Consider the following 18,529-nt stretch of genomic DNA (forward strand, 5'->3'; position numbering starts at 1 on the left):
AACCAATTGATATACACCTCTCAGAAAAATACTTTACATAGAAGGCCATTCATTATCGTTGAACAAGGAAGTTCACAATGGCCAAGGTGTTTCACCTCGACTCCGTTTCTCACGACACTGGCGTAGTTATTACCGATCTAGGCTTGCAGGCCAATGAACATGACGTCGAGACGCTCGACTTCCGGGCCGGCGATGAAACGCCGATCGACCCGCAACACAGACAAAGACAGGCCCAACTCGAAGTTGTAGATAAACTTTATGGCCCGCTACACATCGGCTCCGTGACAGTGACCCGTTCAGCCTTGGACGCCTTGGGTGCAATCACCGATGGACAGCCTCTGAATGGCGACAATACTTTTTTCCGCAGCCCCCATCGCGTTTTCGTGGACACCTTGCAGTTCAACCCGGTTGATATCCAAGCCTGTATAAACCGCACCGTTGACGCGAACGACTATCGGCTGCCAACGCTACTGTTCGAAATCGCCAGCCAGCGCCCACCCACCGCGCGCCCTTTGTTGCGGGAGATTCCAGATATACCGGCTGAACCCGGCGATTATCGAGGCTCGCTTGAAAGGCTTTTAAACGCCGCTCAAAAACTGAATACCTCTGTGCTCACACAACGAACCTTGAGTTGGGTGAATAAAACCAAGAGTAATCTCCTCATCCCAACGGGCCTCGGACTCCAGGCCTTCGGCATCTACAGCGGCTTACGCGGTTTGCAAGACGCCATCCGGAACAAGGACGCCTATCAGTCCGTCTTCAACGGGGCCAGCGTAACGGCCGAGCTGGCTTCAATTGGCCTCGAGGCCGCGATAACCAGGCAAGCCATGCAGATGCTCACGGCCGGCCAGAGCGCCCTCGGGAGTTTCGCCAAGACCTCATTCGCCTTGAGGCTAGGGCGCGCAAGTGGCTTGATCGCCAGCGTGCTGACGCTTCCCTTCGATATCATCGCCGCCGTTGATTCGCTCAAGGCCGCCGCCAATGGCCGTGACGCCACGGACCATTACGTCAACGCGGCATTGAGTATCACCAGCGCGGCCATGACCGTGACCATCGGCGTAGCGGCGCTGGCAGGGTTTACTTCAGCCGGTCCGGTGGGCCTTGCCGCAGGACTCATCCTGGCGGTGGGTTCGCAGATCTGGGGCGCGATTCGTGAAGTCGACGAGATCGACGACTACATAGAACTCACCGTCCATGAGCGCCTGCGTACAGGGTGGTTCGCCTTCTGGATGATCAGCCCTGATGACGATATTCAGCAGCGCTACACCACCGCCAAGACCACCGCTGAACATACCCGGCAACTTCGGGCCACTGCCTTGAAATTACTGCAAGGCACATTAAGAGACAGCACCGAAGCCATCGTAAACGGCAAGTTCAATGTCGAACTGGAAGCGGTGACGTACAACACCTGGAATTGGTGGACCGGTGAACGATACCAGGCGACTCGAGTCCGTCCCACGATCAAAGACAGCGACGACACTATTGACGCGCGCGACGGTGTCACTGTCGATACGCCCGGTGCAGTCCTTGGCACCTCGGCGGAACACAAGGGTATCCATTGGCATATCGGTGGAGGAAACGACACCATCTCGGGCGTTGAAAAAAAACCGAACGTCTTCCATTACGGCGCAGGCGTTAAAAAACTGACTGGAGGTGAGAAAGATGATGTTTTCATTTTCGAAGGTTCGCCGCAGACGCTCCGCACAAACCCGCCCTTGCCACCCAATCGGTTAGTGGGCGGAAAAGGCAATGACACGATCATTTTATCCGGCCGAACCAAAGGTCCCCAGGAACAACTCGGCTACCACGTCGATCTGGAAGCCGGGCACCTGTCCATCATCATTCAAGAGCAAGCGAAGGTGCACTATCCCCATGCAGTCCTGGAAAGCATCGAGCATGTAGAGATACAGGAGGGCAGGACCAACGTCATCAGGGGCACCGCCGGCTCGAACATCATTAAATCCCGCGGCAATGATTCAATCGAGGCCGGGGCAGGCGATGACCAGATTTTCCTTCTAGGTGCCGACAACCGCGACGCAGACGGTGGGCCGGGCAATGATGTCTATGCCATCGCCCATAAACCGGGCAGCGTATCGATCAGCGAGGACGGCATCGGCAATAGCGTGATTGCCCTGGACTGGAGGGCCGACCTGATCGAAGGCTGGAAGATCGAAGGGGACAACCTCGTCGTGACCTCGGGCTTTGACGCAGATGACTGGCAACTGCGGGAAGTGATCATCAAGAAGGCCTACCGACCCGTCGACAACAAGCGGCACATTCGAAACAACAAACTGACCTTCGTGACAAAGGATGGCTATCACTTGGTGCCCGACCTGCCCGATACGATCGAACAGAGCCTGCCCCTCGACATCGAAGCGGTCATCACCCAACAAGGAACACCGCGCAGCCCGATTATCTTGAACAACCAGAAAACGCACCGGGTCGCACATGACAAGGACACCAGTTATTACCTGTCACGCCTTACCGCGTCGACGACGCTTCAGGTCATACAACGCAGCGACTTCACCACCACGGTGCATCTGGATTATGCCAGCGCCGAACTGACGCGGATCGAAGCCCATTACAATGTCCAAGTCACCCACGACGATGATGATTGGAACACCGTAAAGTATGGGGAATGCGGCCTGACCTTATACTTCGGCGCGCATCAAGTTGCCCTGAAGAACCTGGCCAGCTCCGATGAGCGTTACACCGCACAGAATACCCGCACCAAGCGACGTGCATTTTCCGCCCTGGGTTCGAACCACCTCGTTACGCTCATCATGAATGACGGTGTGTCCTACCGCCTCGTCCAACCGACACCCGACTATGGCCTTCTACTGGACGAGACATTCATTGGCCAATCGTCGGTGGGCTGGAAAACCGACGTGTCATTGCCCCTCACGGCGACCAGAAAGAAATATATGCATCTTGCCCCCTCGGACAAGAGCCCTTATTACATGCGCAATCGAGCCACCTGCGCGCAGCTCACCTCCCCCTCGGAACAAACCGGTATTGAAGTTTTGATCGGCGAAGGCGCGACCTACCTCGTGCATCTAAGCCCGGACATGACGCTACGACTATCCACACCCGGTGCCCTGGCCGGGGCCAAGCCCCGATTGCCGAATGCCTCGATATGGGAGCTCGACGCCACGCACTTGGGGACGGTCGAGATCAATCTTTCTGCCAACCTGTTGCAGATAGGCACAACGATTATTCATCTCCCCACCTATGAGGCTGAAGACCTTGTCGACAAGATACGGGTCATCACTGCCCAAGGCATCGTGTATGCGGTCGATACCTTATTCGAACGGGTTTATGTAGAGGCGCTCGACGCTCGGTATTTCACTTTCCCCCTCGATCCCTCGGCGGCATGGCCCAGCGAACTGTCCGCTCTTGCCACCAGAGATTTGAAAGTACTGAATATCGCGCTCAAGGATGGCGCTCGCGGCGGTCTGAGCTACAGCCTTGAAACACGCAAATGGACCCTGGAGACCGATAAGACTCGCCCCATCGAAAGCCAGGATCTTCGAAAAACAAATCTTTGCGATCACCACCTCAACTTCTACCGGGATCTGGCGAGCGAAGGCCTTGGTCAAAACCCACCGACGGACGATGGCGCACTTCGCGTGCTGCGGGAAAAGTGCGTGGCACTGGCGGAAAGCCTCACGCTGGGCAATTCGAAATTCCTCTCGCAAACCCTGACGCTCAGCCTCGCGTTCGGGATGACCGCCCCTCAATTAAGCAGACTTCTTTCGTTGTATGGGTCCCTCCCAACCCTGTTTACAAGCCCCCCTATACATATGTAGTGCACGGGCTTGAGCAGTTTCAAGGAACATCCTCAAGCCGGTGACCTGTCGATGCGTAGAACGCAAGGCAGGGCATTGCTTCACGATGAATGAATGAGTCATTCATCACTCTCCAAACCTGAAGGAACAGGAATCCCAATGAGCCCAAGACGAAACACCCGCCCCAACCTTCCAACTTCGTCCCCCGACACGCCCCACAGCAGTCGCGATGCGTCACTGGAAACAGTGCCCAGAAGCCCCTCCCGAGGAGAAGGAACCGACCAGGCGCCCGTCACGTCGCCCGGACGACAACCTGAAGCCACCGAACCCCAGTCTCCCACCATCCAGTTCGCCGAAATCACCTCGCAGACGCCCATCCAGGAGTTCACCACGGCAGTGTCGCTGGACCATTATCATCTTTCACCCGAACTGGTCCCCCTGTTATCGGAGCCCGACGCAACCTCCGGCATCCGCACGTTCAGGACACGCACCTATGTGCAATTGTCGGAAGGCGGCACGGTGCTATTGGGTCGCGATGCCGACCAGAATTACCGGGCCCGGCTAGGCACTGAACTCATCGCCTCCGGACCACGCCTCGAACAAGTGGAAGGCAGTCTCCTGTGGCGACGCGTTCCGGACGATGCCACGGCGCAAGGCAACGATCCCCAACCCACCTCTTCGCGCCGAAGGCCGTCGGACGATGAGCCTGCGCAGGAGGTTGCCCCCAAGCGCGCGAACACCGCAACCGCCCCCTTCAAGCAACACTGGGAACTGCTGCCGTATCCACCGGCAGGGACCGCCTTCATCACGGTAGAGGGTACCCACTACAAGGTGCTGACACGCAGCGACGCACGGGAATATCCGATCACCTATATCCAGGCCCCGGACCATCCACACTATGAATTCGAGACGCTGGAGATAGTGCTCAAGAGTACCCCCGACGAGCAACCCCGAGGCGCCATGCGCCTGTCGCCCGACAATCGCTGGGAAATCGATCCCAGGCTTCCCTTCGACAAACCATTGACGGATTACGTCAAGGCAGCCTTTCCTGAATTATCTGCCAGGACGGCGGAGAACATCGCCAGGAAGCAATTCGAACTCGCGAACGATTCGTTGGTTGCCGACGCCGCGGGGTTGACTGCGCTCCGGCAGATTTATAGCAGTTGGCAAACGGGCACGCCGTCATTGCATCCACAATGGTCCGATCCGTTGTTGATGCTACCCATTACCCCGACATTACCTCCCACCACAGGCAACTCCCGCTCGATCCAACTGCCGAGTACGGTGTCGATGAGATCCCTGGATCGCCTGGACTTCGATCCCCAGCAGTTCCAGCAGCAATGGGACTACGTAGCCTCGTCTTACTCGCCCACAGACATCAAGCGTTTCATGGCCGACGTCCTGACTCGTAATGGCTATACCGTCCTCGAACCCAGCACCTTCAACAGTTTTGCCGCCCTGGTATTCAGTCGAAGAGGCCATGATTATCTGTTTTTCATTAGCCTGCATCGCACCAAGGGTCAGAAGATTTATCTGCCATCGCACACCGATCCGAACACGGCCAGCGTCAGCCTGGACCTGCAGGTCGGAGCAACTGCCGCGAAAGCCGTCAGGAGGGCCCATGAAAGGGGCGAGATCATCTGGCTCAAAGGCGGCTGCCAGATCCGGGCCGGCTACCCGGACACGGTTTTCATCATCCGGGATAACAATTCCAGGCTGTGAGCGGCGAGATAAAAAAGCCCGCAGTGTGAGCGGGCGAAAAACCAAAGAAGCGCCATGCGCAGTCGCTTCCAGGACAAGGCAGCTGCTTGGGGGTCAACTGCCTCGATAGGTGGAATAGGCGTAAGGCGAAATCAACAAGGGCACATGGTAGTGCTCCTGCTCGGCTGAAATGCCGAAGCGCAGCACCACCACGTCCAGGAACGCCGGATCGGGCAGTTGCACGCCACGGGCGCGGTAGTAATCGCCGGCGTGGAATTGCAATTGATAGACTCCCGAACGGTAGTCATCCCCTTGCAACAGCGGCGCGTCGCAACGGCCGTCGCTGTTGGTCAGCGCGCTGGCGACCAGTTGCAGTTGCGAACCTTCCACACGGTACAACTCGACCTTGATCGAGCTGCCCGGGCAGCCATGTGCGGCATCCAAAACGTGAGTAGTCAAACGTCCCATTGATTGTGCGCGCCTCGCTGCAGTGCAGTCCGACACGACGCCTCCTGAATCAGTTGAAAGACAGGCCGCACCGTTTCGGAGCACGAAACGCCACGGCGATGAACGAATTAAGACACTTTAAAAGAAAATTGTACACAATAAAAAACCGATATTTTGCCTATGCCTGTTCCGACCCTGGTTCCTGCCCAATCTCAAGTCGAACCAACGAATACGCTATTCTTACCCCTATTAATTGACCAGATGGGCAGGTTTCTTGCAGTGTAGACAAACCAGGGGCGGCAGTGAAAAATGCAAAAAACCGGGCTTACAAATCGCACATAAAGTTGTATACAATCACCCCATCGTCGTGACGCCAGCCTGTGCCCCATCGCCAGGAGCGCCACCCACATGGTTCGAACAAGAAGGAAGACTGCAGTGAGCGCTGACTACCCACGCGACCTGATCGGTTACGGCAGTAACCCTCCCCACCCCCAGTGGCCGGGCAATGCCCGCATCGCCCTGTCCTTCGTGCTCAACTATGAAGAAGGCGGCGAGCGCAACATCCTGCATGGCGACAAGGAGTCCGAAGCATTCCTTTCGGAGATGGTCGCGGCGCAACCGTTGCAAGGCGAGCGCAACATGAGCATGGAATCGCTGTATGAGTATGGCAGCCGCGCCGGGGTCTGGCGGATCCTCAAGCTGTTCAAGGAATTCGACATTCCGCTGACCATTTTCGCCGTGGCCATGGCCGCCCAGCGCCATCCGGACGTGATTCGCGCCATGGTCGCCGCCGGTCACGAAATCTGCAGTCACGGCTATCGCTGGATCGACTATCAATACATGGATGAGGCCCAGGAACGCGAGCACATGCTCGAAGCGATCCGCATCCTCACCGAGATCAGCGGCGAACGTCCGCTGGGCTGGTACACCGGCCGCACCGGCCCCAACACTCGTCGGCTGGTGATGGAGGAAGGCGGTTTTCTCTATGACAGCGACACCTACGACGACGACCTGCCCTACTGGGAACCGAACACCCCCAACGGCAAGCCGCACCTGGTGATTCCCTACACCCTGGACACCAACGACATGCGCTTCACCCAGGTGCAGGGTTTCAACAAGGGCGACGACTTCTTCCAATACCTCAAGGATGCCTTCGACGTACTGTATGCCGAAGGTACCGAGGCGCCGAAGATGCTCTCCATCGGCCTGCACTGCCGCCTGATCGGCCGTCCTGCGCGCCTTGCCGCCCTCAAGCGTTTCCTCGAATACGCCAAGAGCCATGAGCAGGTCTGGTTCAGTCGTCGCGTCGACATCGCCCGACACTGGCAAAAGACCCATCCGTATCCGGGAGCTTCAAACCCAGGAGCTTCGAAATGACCGCCTTCCAGACCCTCAAGCCGTCCACCTTGAGCCGCGAAGCGTTCGTCAAAGCCTTCGCCGATATCTACGAACATTCGCCATGGGTGGCCGAAAAGGCCTTCGACCTGGGCCAGGACTCGTCCATTGACCAGATCGAAACCCTGCACCAGCGCATGAGCGACATCCTGTTGAGCGCCGATCACGCCAGCCAACTGGCGCTGATCAACGCTCACCCGGACCTGGCCGGCAAAGCCGCCGTCCAGGGCCAACTGACCGAAGCCAGCACGAACGAACAGGCTGGCGCCGGTATCCACCAATGCTCGAGCGATGAGTTTCAACGCTTCACCGAGCTGAACGAGGCCTATAAGGCCAAGTTCAAGTTTCCCTTCATCATGGCGGTAAAAGGCAGCAACCGGCATCAGATCCTCGCGGCGTTCGAAACGCGCATCCATCACTCGGTAGACACCGAATTCAAATGCGCGCTGGCAGAGATCAACAAGATCGCGTTGTTCCGACTACTGACCCTTTAGCGAGCAGCCCTGAGACCCAGGCCCTGCAAGCATCCCCAGCCACTCATTAAAGGCAGACAAGAAGAATGAAAGCTTACGCCGTACCTTTCGAGAAGTTCGTCAACCTGGCCGACGCCCGCCTCGGCACCAAGATCATTTCGGTCACCGATGACTGGTTCGCCGACGCCAACCGTTTGTTCCAACCGACCCCGGCCGTATGGAAGGAGGGCGTGTTCGATGACAACGGCAAATGGATGGACGGCTGGGAGTCGCGCCGCAAGCGCTTCGAAGGCTACGACAGCGCGGTGATCCGCCTGGGCGTGGCGGGGTCGATCAAAGGCGTGGACATCGACACCTCATTCTTCACCGGCAACTACCCACCGTCGGCCTCCCTGGAAGCCTGCTTCCTGACCGAGGGCGAGCCGGACGAAAACACCCAGTGGACTGAAGTGCTGTCGGCGGTAGAGCTGCAAGGCAACAGCCACCACTACCATGAGATCAGCAACGACCAGGCCTTCAGTCACCTGCGCTTCAACATCTACCCCGATGGCGGCGTGGCCCGGCTGCGGGTCTACGGCATTCCGTACCGCGACTGGTCGGCCGTGGGCGACAACGAACAGATCGACCTGGCTGCGGCCCTTAACGGTGGTCGTGCCCTGGCCTGCTCCGACGAGCACTTCGGCCGCATGAGCAACATCCTCAACCCGGGTCGTGGCGTGAACATGGGCGACGGCTGGGAAACCGCCCGGCGTCGCACCCCGGGCAATGATTGGGTGATCGTCGCCCTGGGTCATGCCGGCGAGGTCGAGAAAGTCATCGTCGACACCCTGCACTTCAAGGGCAACTACCCCGACAGCTGCTCGATCCAGGGCGCGTTCGTCAAGGGCGGCACCGACAGCCAGATCGAAACCCAGTCGCTGTTCTGGCGCGAACTGCTGCCGAGCCAGAAACTGGAGATGCACGCCGAACACACCTTCGCCGAGCAGATCAAAGCCCTGGGGCCGATCACCCACATCCGCTTGAATGTGTTTCCGGATGGCGGGGTGAGTCGCCTGCGGGTGCTCGGCAAGGTCTCAAAATAAGCAGTGAGGCCAATCGCGAGCAGGCTCGCTCCCACAGGAGTACGCGGTCAAATGTGGGAGCGAGCCTGCTCGCGATAGCAATCGAACAAACAACTCAGAATTTTGGATAAGAAGACCAGCATGCGCACACTCAAGATCGAACCGTTGACCAAAGAAGCCTTCGCCCCGTTCGGTGACGTGATCGAAACCGACGGCAGCGATCACTTCATGATCAACAACGGTTCGACCATGCGTTTCCATCGCCTGGCGACGGTGGAAACCGCCACGCCGGACGACAAGGCGATCATCAGCATCTTCCGCGCCGACGCGCTGGACATGCCGCTGACCGTGCGCATGCTGGAGCGCCATCCGCTGGGCAGCCAGGCCTTCATTCCGCTGCTCGGCAACCCCTTTCTGATCGTGGTCGCGCCACTTGGCGATGCACCTGTATCAGGCTTGGTCCGCGCCTTCGTCACCAACGGCAGGCAGGGCATTAATTACCATCGCGGCGTCTGGCACCACCCGGTGCTGACGATCGAAAAGCGGGATGACTTCCTGGTGGTTGATCGCAGTGGCACAGGCAATAACTGCGATGAGCATTTCTTCAAAGAGGATGAGCTATTGATCCTCGCCCCCCACCAATAAGAGAAGGTCCGATCACGCGAATACAAGCGTGACGGGCGAGAGGTAAAGACTGTGGAAGCACATATGCTGGAATGGCTGAACCTGAGCGTGCGCTGGGTTCATATGATCACTGGCGTGGCCTGGATCGGCGCGTCGTTCTACTTCGTCTGGCTGGAAAACAACCTCAATCGCGTCAATCCCAGGAGCGGCCTGGCCGGCGACCTGTGGGCCATCCACGGTGGCGGTATCTACCACCTGGAAAAATACAAACTCGCACCACCGTCCATGCCGGACAACCTGCACTGGTTCAAGTGGGAAGCCTACTTCACCTGGATGTCGGGCATCGCGCTGCTGTGCGTGGTGTTCTACTGGAACCCGACCGTCTACCTGCTGGCCCCCGGCAGCGGCTTGAGCGGCCCCGAGGGCGTTGCCCTGGGCATCGGCTCGTTGTTCGTCGGCTGGTTCGTCTATTCCTTTCTCTGCGACTCGGCCCTGGGCAAGCGCCCTGCCCTGCTCGGCCTGATCCTGTTCGTGCTGCTGATCGCCGCGGCCTATGGGTTCAGCAAAGTGTTCAGCGGTCGCGGTGCCTACCTGCACGTGGGTGCGGTCATCGGCACAATCATGGTCGGCAACGTGTTCCGCATCATCATGCCGGCCCAGCGCGCACTGGTAGCCGCCATCGCCGAGAACCGCACGCCCGATCCTGCATTGCCGGCCAAGGGCTTATTGCGTTCGCGCCACAACAACTACTTCACCTTGCCGGTGCTGTTCATCATGATCAGCAACCACTTCCCGAGCACCTACGGCAGCCAGTACAACTGGCTGATCCTGGCCGGGATCGCCGTGGCGGCGGTGTTGGTGCGCCATTACTTCAACACCCGCCATGACAGCAACCGATTTGCCTGGACGTTGCCGGTCGGTGCCCTGGCGATGATCTGCCTGGCGTATGTCACCGGTCCCAAGCCCATGCCCAGCACACCGGAGGTGGCCAAGGCACCCGGCGTGATCGAGTACCAACCGCTACCGGAAACGGCAGTGGGTGGCGGCACTAAACCGGCGACGGCACCCGCCGCACCGGCAGCGGCGCCCGCTCAGGCCGCCAACGCCCAGGGCCCTTCGTTCGAGAAGGTCCACAGTGTGATCCAGGAACGCTGTTCGGTCTGCCACTCGGCCAAGCCCACCAGCCCGTTGTTCAGTGCGGCGCCGGGTGGGGTGATGTTCGATACCCCGCAGCAGATCCAGCAGCAAGCCGCGCGCATCCAGGCCCAGGCCGTGACCAGCCAGATCATGCCGCTGGGTAACATCACCCAGATGACCCAGCAGGAACGCGATCTGATCGGCGCGTGGATCAACCAAGGCGCGCGGACCAACTGAGCCGCGCCCCAAATTCGCCGCGAATGCGCCGTTGCAGGGCACTTGAGCCCATCAGGGCAAGCCCGTATCCTGCGCGGCCGTTCGCATCCGGGTGCCGTAGAAAAATCATCGGATCCTGACCGACACGCCAACTTATCCCGGCATCGCGGGGGATATCGGGCGACCCTGGAAAACACCTTTTCGACTTTTCCAAATAGCTGGACGAGCTTTTTACGGCCTTGGCTCAGCTCTTGCTATCAGCACCTGCCACAAGCGAAAAGCTGACCGAACGGATGTTTTTATCCGTGGAAAAAAGCGCCACACCAGAGCGCTGACCTGAAAAAAAAAAGCGGTATCACTTACCTTTGGGAGCAACCGAATGAACCACACGTGTACCAGCCTGATACTCGCAGGATCCTTGTTGGTCGCGGGCCAAGCGATGGCCGACGACCTGTTCCAGTGGCAGAACAACAGCCTGACCTACCTGTACGGCAAGGATTTCCAGGTCAACCCGCGCATCCAGCAGACCGTGACCTTCGAACACGCCGATGCCTGGAAGTACGGGGACAATTTCTTCTTCCTCGATCGGATCTTCTACAACGGCCAGGACGACAGCCAGTCCGGTCCGAACACCTACTACGGTGAGTTCAGCCCGCGCCTGTCGTTCGGCAAGATCTTCGACCAGAAGCTGGAACTGGGCCCGATCAAGGATGTGCTGCTGGCCATGACTTATGAGTTCGGCGAAGGCGACAACGAGTCCTACTTGATCGGCCCGGGCTTCGACCTGGCGATCCCCGGCTTCGACTACTTCCAGCTGAACTTCTACAACCGCCAGACCGAAGGCCCACGCGCCGGCGACAACGTCTGGCAGATCACCCCGGTCTGGGCCTACACCGTACCGGTGGGTTCATCGGACATCCTGATCGACGGTTTCATCGACTGGGTGGTGGACAACGACAGCAACTCCAAAGGCACCTACCACGCCAACCTGCACATCAACCCGCAGATCAAGTATGACCTGGGCAAGGCGTTGAAGCTCGGCGCCAAGCAGTTGTATGTGGGCGTGGAGTATGACTATTGGAAGAACAAGTACGGGATCGAAGACAGCGATGGCTTCAAGACCAACCAGAGCAATACCAGCTTCTTGCTGAAGTATCACTTCTGATCTGTTTCATTGGGATTTAAAAGCGTCCGCACAGCTTTTGTGGGAGCGGGCTTGCTCGCGAAAGCGGACTGTCAGCCAACATCGATGTTGAATGTTCAGTCGCCTTCGCGAGCAAGCCCGCTCCCACACTGGTTTGTGTGTTGGGCTCAGTTCAGCGTCCACCGCAAGCCCCCTGTGGGAGCGAGCCTGCTCGCGATAGCGGCGGACCTGCTTGCATCGCTTCAGGACAACCCCAAGAACCGACTCAGTTCCTCACGCTGCGCCAACGCATCCTGACGCCCCAGCTCGATCAGCTCGCTGCAATACCCCGCCTCGAACAACAGATAACTCAGCACTCCCGCGCCGCTGGTCTTGGTCGCGCCCGGCCCGCGCAAGAATACCCGCAACGCGCGGGGCAGCTCCTGACGATGGCGAGCAGCGATTTCATCGATCGGCTGGCTGGGTGAAATCACCAGCACCTCCACCGGTGCCGCGCCGAGGGCATGGGCCGGCACATCATCGGGCAGCAGGTGACTGAACCCGTTCAGGCGCTCGAGCAACTCGATGTCGCTTTCCAGGCTATCAATGAACGTGCTGTTGAGCATATGGCCACCGATCTGCGCCAGGGTCGGTTGCAGGCCGGTGTAGCTGCGCTCTGTGGGATCCTGCCCGCCGGCACCACGGGGGTTGCCACTGACACCGATCACCAGCACGCGATTGGCCCCCAGGTGCAAGGCCGGGCTGATGGGCGCCGATTGCCGCACCGCGCCATCACCGAAGTATTGCGGGCCGATCCTGACCGGCGCGAACAACAAAGGGATCGCCGAGCTGGCCAGCAGGTGCTCCACCGACAGCTGCGTCGGCACACCGATACGCCGGTGGCGTAGCCAGGCATCGATGGTCCCGCGTCCCTGGTAGAACGTGACGGCCTGGCCGGACTCATAACCGAACGCCGTCACCGCCACCGCTCGCAATTGCCGTTCGACGATGGCCTGCTCGATGCCCGAGGCGTGGAATTGGGCCTGGAGCAGTTCGCGCAGCGGCGAACTGTCGATCAGCGCCACCGGCAACTTGGCCCCCAGGCCCAGCAGGCTGTGGGTGATGAAACGCATTGACTGGGCCAGCACGCCGCGCCAGTCGCTGCGCATCACCTGATGGCTGCGCACCGCTTGCCAGAACGCCGTCAGTCGCTCGATGGCGCTCTTGAAGTCCATCGCCCCGCTCGCCAGGCTGACTGCGTTGATCGCCCCGGCCGAGGTGCCGACGATCACCGGGAATGGGTTGTCCGCACCGTCTGGCAACAACTCGGCAATCGCCGCCAACACGCCCACTTGATATGCCGCCCGAGCCCCGCCGCCGGAAAGAATCAAACCTGTAACCGGTTCAGCTGGGGTCATCGCAATGCTCCGTGCTCAAGGTGCTGCAAAAAAATGGCGGACTGCCGGGTCAACCGCGCTTGTCGTACAGCTTCGGCTCACCCGGCGGACGGCTCTTGAAGCGCCGGTGGGCCCAGAGGTATTGCTCGGGGCAATCACTCACCGAGCGCTCCACCCATTGATTGATGCGGATGCAATCGGCTTCCTCGGTCTCGCCCGGGAAATTGTCCAGCGGTGCCTGGATCACCAGACGATAACCGCTGCCATCGGCCAGGCGCTCCTGAACGAAGGGCACCACCAGCGCCTTGCCCAGGCGGGCGAACTTGCTGGTGGCGGTGACCGTTGCGGCCTGGATGCCGAACAGCGGCACGAACACGCTTTGCTTGGCGCCGTAATCCTGGTCCGGCGCATACCAGATCGCCCGGCCGGCCCGCAGCAGCTTGAGCATACCGCGCACGTCGTCACGCTCCACCGCCAGGGAATCGAGGTTATGCCGCTCGCGGCCCCGGCGCTGAATGTAGTCGAACAGTGGGTTCTTGTGCTCGCGGTACATGCCATCGATGGTGTGCTGCTGGCCGAGCAAGGCCGCGCCGATTTCCAGCGTGGTGAAATGCAGCGCCATCAGGATCACGCCCGAGCCCTCGCGCTGGGCCTGCTTGAGATGCTCCAACCCCTCGACATGGGCCAGTTTCGCCAGACGCGAACGCGACCACCACCAGCTCATGGCCATTTCGAAAAAGGCTATGCCGGTGGAGGCAAAGTTTTCCTTGAGCAGACGCTTGCGCTCGGCGGCGGACTTTTGCGGGAAACACAGTTCCAGGTTGCGACGGGCGATGCGCCGTCGGTCGCCGGCCACCCGGTACATCAGCGCGCCCAGCGCACGACCGATGCGCAGCAGCAACGGATAAGGCAACTGAACGATCAACCACAATAGCCCCAGGCCGCACCACAGCAGCCAGAAACGTGGATGAAAAAAAGCAGCTCGAAAACGCGGGCGATCCATTACAGCTTCCATTAGGACATGGGCCGCGCATTCTACATTGTTCGACCCGGGTTGCGGCTGGCGGACGATCTCGTTATAAGTCTCGGCACTTTTAGTGACAAGCCGTTGTACGCCGACCATGAGCCAAACCGAACCGCTAGACCAAGATCCCGTGTTCCAGCTGAAGGGCAGCATGCTCGCCATTACGGTGCTGGAGCTGGCCCGCAACGACCTGGAAAGCCTTGACCGGCAACTGGCGGCGAAAGTCGCCCAGGCCCCGAATTTCTTCAGCAACGCCCCGCTGGTACTGGCCCTGGACAAGTTGCCGGCTGGCGAAGGCTCGGTGGACCTGCCGGGCCTGATGCGCGTTTGCCGCCAGCACGGCCTGCGTACCCTGGCGATCCGCGCCAGCCGCATCGAAGACATTGCCGCCGCCATCGCCGTGGACATTCCGGTGCTGCCGCCATCCGGCGCCAGGGAACGTGTCCTGGAACTGAACCCGGTCGAAGCGAAGAAAACCCCGGAAAAACCACCCGAGCCCACCATCAAGCCAACGCGTGTCATCACCTCGCCAGTGCGCGGCGGGCAGCAGATTTATGCCCAGGGTGGCGATCTGGTCGTAGTGTCCTCGGTCAGCCCGGGGGCGGAACTTCTGGCCGATGGCAACATCCATGTATACGGCCCGATGCGCGGTCGTGCGCTGGCCGGCGTCAAGGGTGATACCAAAGCCAGGATTTTCTGTCAGCAATTGAGCGCTGAGCTGGTTTCCATCGCCGGGCAGTACAAGGTTTCCGAGGATTTGCGTCGCGACCCGTTGTGGGGAGCCGGCGTGCAGATCAGCCTGTCGGGCGACGTGTTGAACATCATTCGGCTTTAACGGATACTGCCGCATTTTCCAAGCATCTCTAAAACGAGCGAAAACGGCTTAAACGACGTAGGAAAAAGGATCAGGCAGTGTTTACCGGAGGTAGACCCTACCCGACATCCGATTCCAGCCAAGCCTGTCCAATTGCAGCAGTTTTCCAGAGATGTTTTTCAGGGGCTGACAAAGTCCTTTTTCCTTAGGGGTGAAACACCTTGGCCAAGATTCTCGTGGTTACATCCGGCAAGGGTGGTGTGGGTAAGACCACCACCAGCGCCGCTATCGGTACCGGCCTCGCTCTGCGCGGCCACAAGACAGTCATCGTCGACTTCGACGTCGGCTTGCGTAACCTCGACCTGATCATGGGTTGCGAGCGTCGCGTGGTCTATGACTTCGTCAACGTGGTCAACGGTGAAGCGAACCTGCAACAAGCCCTGATCAAGGACAAGCGCCTTGAGAACCTCTACGTGCTGGCCGCCAGTCAGACCCGCGACAAAGACGCGCTGACCCAGGAAGGCGTGGAAAAGGTGCTGATGCAGCTCAAGGAGGACTTCGAGTTCGTGGTCTGCGACTCCCCGGCCGGTATCGAGAAAGGTGCCCACCTGGCCATGTACTTCGCCGACGAAGCGATTGTCGTGACCAACCCGGAAGTCTCGTCGGTCCGTGACTCCGACCGCATGCTGGGCCTGCTGGCGAGCAAATCCCGGCGCGCCGAGAAGGGCGAAGAGCCGATCAAGGAACACTTGCTGTTGACCCGCTACAACCCGCAACGGGTCAGCGATGGCGAAATGCTCGGCGTCGAAGACGTCAAGGAAATCCTCGCCGTTACCCTGCTGGGTGTCATTCCGGAATCCCAAGCGGTACTCAAGGCTTCCAACTCCGGCGTACCGGTGATTCTCGACGACCAGAGCGATGCCGGCCAGGCGTACAGCGATGCCGTCGATCGCCTGCTGGGCAAGACCGTGGAGCATCGTTTCCTCGATGTAACGAAGAAAGGTTTCTTCGAGCGCCTGTTTGGAGGTAGGTAATGAACCTTTTTGACTTCTTTCGTGCCAACAAAAAGCCCAGTACCGCCTCGGTCGCGAAAGAGCGTCTACAGATCATCGTGGCGCACGAACGCGGCCAACGCAGCACCCCCGACTACCTGCCGGCCTTGCAGAAGGAACTGGTGGAAGTGATCCGCAAGTACGTCAACATCGGCAGCGATGACGTGCATGTGGCACTGGAAAGCCAGGGCAGCTGCTCGATCCTGGAACTCAACATCACCCTGCCGGATCGCTGATCGCTCCGGCTGGAGCCACGGCGGCTCGGGTCCCGAAGTCCTTCCCCCTGTGGGAGCAAAGCTTGCTCGCGATAGCCTCAACCGGATCTAACAGGCAGACCGTGTTGTTTATATCGCGAGCAAGCTTTGCTCCCACAGGATTAGGAAAAAGGGCCCGAGCCGCCGTTGGCGTTTGTAACGAGACTGTTTTCAATGCCCCTGTCCAACATCCGCATCATTCATCAGGACGCCGCTGTCCTGGTGGTCGACAAGCCGACCCTGCTCCTCTCCGTGCCCGGCCGGGCCGACGACAACAAAGACTGCCTGATCACCCGCCTGCAGGAAAACGGCTATCCGGAAGCGCGAATCGTGCACCGACTGGACTGGGAAACCTCCGGCATCATCCTGTTGGCTCGTGACCCGGATACTCATCGCGAACTGTCCCGGCAGTTTCATGATCGCGAAACCGAAAAGGCCTACACGGCGTTGTGCTGGGGCCAACCGGAACTGGACAGCGGCACCATCGACCTGCCCTTGCGCTACGACCCGCCGACCAAACCCCGGCATGTGGTGGACCATGAGCACGGCAAACACGCCCTGACCTTCTGGCGCGTGCTGGAACGTTGCGGCGACTGGTGCCGGGTCGAACTCACGCCGATTACCGGGCGCTCGCACCAATTGCGCGTGCACATGCTGTCCATCGGTCACCCGCTGCTGGGTGACGGGCTCTATGCCCACCCGCAGGCCCTCGCCGCCTGGCCACGCCTGTGCCTGCACGCCAGCATGCTGAGCTTCACCCATCCGCAAAGCGGCGAGCGCCTGCGCTTCGAGTGCCCGGCACCGTTCTAATTCCGATAAAGGCTTGGCATGCAGGTTATTGATTCTCAGGAAACACCCGTCAAAAAAGTTCGTCACCAACTGCTGTACCTGATCTACGGCGACAAGGACGCTTATCGCCACGAGGCTAAATTCAGCATCCTGACCGCCCTGGCCCGCGGCAATCCGTCGACCCTGCCCAGCATCAGGATCCTGACCGACCGGCCTGAGGATTATCAGGGCTGGCCGGTCGAGACCCTCGCGCTGAGCCCGCAATTGCTGACCGAGTGGCAAGGCAATAATGGTTACATTCACCGGCGCAAGGCCTGCGCCATCGCGGCCGGCCTGACGCTGGCGGAAAAAACCCTGTTCGTCGACACCGACACGCTGTTCCTCGCCGATCCCGAACTGCTGTTCAAGCAAATCCAGCCAGGGCAGTACCTGATGGACAGCTTCGAATACAACTGGGACTACGTGTGTGAGCGCGAGGATTACCGCAGGCTGGGGGCTTGCCTGGGCGCCCACGGCGTGACTCGGGAAAACAGTTTCAAGCTCTATAACAGCGGGCTGTGCGGGGTGACTGATCGCGATGCTTCGTTGCTGGCCGAGGCCATCGGGCTGATCGATGAATGGACCGAAGGCGGCTTCGACATCCACACTATCGAACAGATCGCGATTTCGTTCGCCATGCGCAACCAGACCATTAACGAAACCAACCAACACGTCTATCACTACTTCGCCGAGAAACGCTTCTTCCACACCATGCAGGCACATTTCTTTGCCCAGCACGGCGAGGCGTTCAGCGCGCAGTTGCTCGAGCGCTGCCATGACGTTCCGCGTACCCGGCCTTTTCCGTCGGCCTGGCGGCGGCTGAAGATCAAATGGAAATTGCGCCACCAGCGCGGCGCCTTGCACAGGATCGGTCGCGACCTGCTGTATGGCAGCGCGGCGCCGGAACATCCTTACTACAAGCTGTGTCGACACCATTGGTGGGACTCGGCCTCGCGGGAGATTCTTCGCCTGGACCCGCAGAGCCGGCAACAACTGTTCGGCCAACTGGAACACTGGCCGCAGCACCTGCCAGAACCGTCCAAGGCGCAGGACAAGTCCCTGATCATGGCGCATTTGCGCAAGCGGATCATGGCCTCGGGCTGATCGATACCGAGGTCGTAGAACGATCCGCGACGGGGGATTGGGTCTGCAATGCAGGCTGGCGATGGGGTAAACTGCCGCCCATTGCTGTCTG

16 protein-coding genes are annotated in these 18,529 nt (G+C 59.6%); 13 read left to right on the plus strand and 3 right to left on the minus strand.

Annotation, left to right across the window (positions count from 1 at the left end; all coding sequences use genetic code 11):
• Positions 1 to 77: 77 nt before the first annotated feature.
• Both PBDP_RS21815 and PBDP_RS21820 read left to right on the plus strand, forming a co-directional pair.
• Positions 78 to 3,809, plus strand: coding sequence for a calcium-binding protein (locus tag PBDP_RS21815; RefSeq protein WP_212801299.1), 3,732 nt, complete (start codon positions 78 to 80; stop codon positions 3,807 to 3,809).
• Positions 3,810 to 3,902: 93 nt separating this feature from the next.
• On the plus strand, positions 3,903 to 5,510 hold the full coding sequence (locus tag PBDP_RS21820; RefSeq protein ID WP_212801300.1) for a hypothetical protein: 1,608 nt from the start codon (positions 3,903 to 3,905) through the stop codon (positions 5,508 to 5,510).
• 93 nt (positions 5,511 to 5,603) lie between these two features.
• Here the strand turns inward: PBDP_RS21820 and uraH are convergent, their stop codons facing one another.
• Positions 5,604 to 5,957 (minus strand): hydroxyisourate hydrolase, encoded by a 354-nt coding sequence (uraH, locus tag PBDP_RS21825; protein ID WP_109754493.1) that lies wholly within the window; start codon positions 5,955 to 5,957, stop codon positions 5,604 to 5,606.
• A 414-nt stretch (positions 5,958 to 6,371) separates the two neighbouring features.
• Between uraH and puuE the strand changes: the two genes are divergently transcribed.
• From puuE to PBDP_RS21855, 6 genes are all read left to right on the plus strand, one after another.
• On the plus strand, positions 6,372 to 7,313 hold the full coding sequence (puuE, locus tag PBDP_RS21830) for an allantoinase PuuE (RefSeq protein ID WP_109754495.1): 942 nt from the start codon (positions 6,372 to 6,374) through the stop codon (positions 7,311 to 7,313).
• Positions 7,310 to 7,825, plus strand: coding sequence for a 2-oxo-4-hydroxy-4-carboxy-5-ureidoimidazoline decarboxylase (gene uraD / locus PBDP_RS21835; RefSeq protein WP_116833203.1), 516 nt, complete (start codon positions 7,310 to 7,312; stop codon positions 7,823 to 7,825). Before puuE ends, uraD begins: the two co-directional genes overlap by 4 nt.
• Positions 7,826 to 7,890: 65 nt before the next feature.
• Positions 7,891 to 8,886 carry an allantoicase gene (gene alc, locus PBDP_RS21840; RefSeq protein ID WP_003204527.1) on the plus strand — a complete coding sequence of 332 codons (996 nt, stop codon included), beginning with the start codon at positions 7,891 to 7,893 and terminating at the stop codon, positions 8,884 to 8,886.
• A 120-nt stretch (positions 8,887 to 9,006) separates the two neighbouring features.
• Positions 9,007 to 9,510: an ureidoglycolate lyase gene (locus tag PBDP_RS21845; RefSeq protein ID WP_018612495.1), complete on the plus strand. Its 504-nt coding sequence runs from the start codon at positions 9,007 to 9,009 to the stop codon at positions 9,508 to 9,510.
• Positions 9,511 to 9,561: 51 nt separating this feature from the next.
• Positions 9,562 to 10,863: a urate hydroxylase PuuD gene (locus PBDP_RS21850; protein ID WP_116833205.1), complete on the plus strand. Its 1,302-nt coding sequence runs from the start codon at positions 9,562 to 9,564 to the stop codon at positions 10,861 to 10,863.
• A 358-nt stretch (positions 10,864 to 11,221) separates the two neighbouring features.
• Positions 11,222 to 12,007, plus strand: a complete 786-nt coding sequence (locus PBDP_RS21855; RefSeq protein WP_109754499.1) for an outer membrane protein OmpK — start codon at positions 11,222 to 11,224, stop codon at positions 12,005 to 12,007.
• Positions 12,008 to 12,228: 221 nt separating this feature from the next.
• On the opposite strand, the gene PBDP_RS21860 is transcribed toward PBDP_RS21855, so the two are convergent.
• On the minus strand, positions 12,229 to 13,383 hold the full coding sequence (locus tag PBDP_RS21860) for a patatin-like phospholipase family protein (RefSeq protein ID WP_109754500.1): 1,155 nt from the start codon (positions 13,381 to 13,383) through the stop codon (positions 12,229 to 12,231).
• Positions 13,384 to 13,432: 49 nt separating this feature from the next.
• Entirely contained in the window at positions 13,433 to 14,365 is a 933-nt protein-coding gene (locus PBDP_RS21865; protein ID WP_109754501.1) for a lipid A biosynthesis lauroyl acyltransferase, read from the minus strand.
• A gap of 118 nt (positions 14,366 to 14,483) precedes the next feature.
• Between PBDP_RS21865 and minC the strand changes: the two genes are divergently transcribed.
• From minC to PBDP_RS21890, 5 genes are all read left to right on the plus strand, one after another.
• Complete coding sequence (minC, locus tag PBDP_RS21870) at positions 14,484 to 15,221, plus strand: septum site-determining protein MinC (protein WP_109754502.1); 738 nt, start codon at positions 14,484 to 14,486, stop codon at positions 15,219 to 15,221.
• Positions 15,222 to 15,421: 200 nt separating this feature from the next.
• Entirely contained in the window at positions 15,422 to 16,234 is an 813-nt protein-coding gene (gene minD / locus PBDP_RS21875) for a septum site-determining protein MinD (RefSeq protein ID WP_003179114.1), read from the plus strand.
• Complete coding sequence (minE, locus tag PBDP_RS21880; protein ID WP_003179111.1) at positions 16,234 to 16,488, plus strand: cell division topological specificity factor MinE; 255 nt, start codon at positions 16,234 to 16,236, stop codon at positions 16,486 to 16,488. Before minD ends, minE begins: the two co-directional genes overlap by 1 nt.
• 192 nt (positions 16,489 to 16,680) lie before the next feature.
• Positions 16,681 to 17,316, plus strand: coding sequence for an RluA family pseudouridine synthase (locus PBDP_RS21885; RefSeq protein WP_109754504.1), 636 nt, complete (start codon positions 16,681 to 16,683; stop codon positions 17,314 to 17,316).
• 18 nt (positions 17,317 to 17,334) lie between these two features.
• A complete protein-coding gene (locus PBDP_RS21890; protein ID WP_212801301.1) occupies positions 17,335 to 18,438 on the plus strand; it encodes a hypothetical protein in 1,104 nt (367 codons plus the stop codon).
• The last annotated feature ends 91 nt before the right edge of the window (positions 18,439 to 18,529 follow it).

The organism is Pseudomonas sp. St290, assembly GCF_018325805.1.
Classification (GTDB): domain Bacteria; phylum Pseudomonadota; class Gammaproteobacteria; order Pseudomonadales; family Pseudomonadaceae; genus Aquipseudomonas; species Aquipseudomonas bijieensis.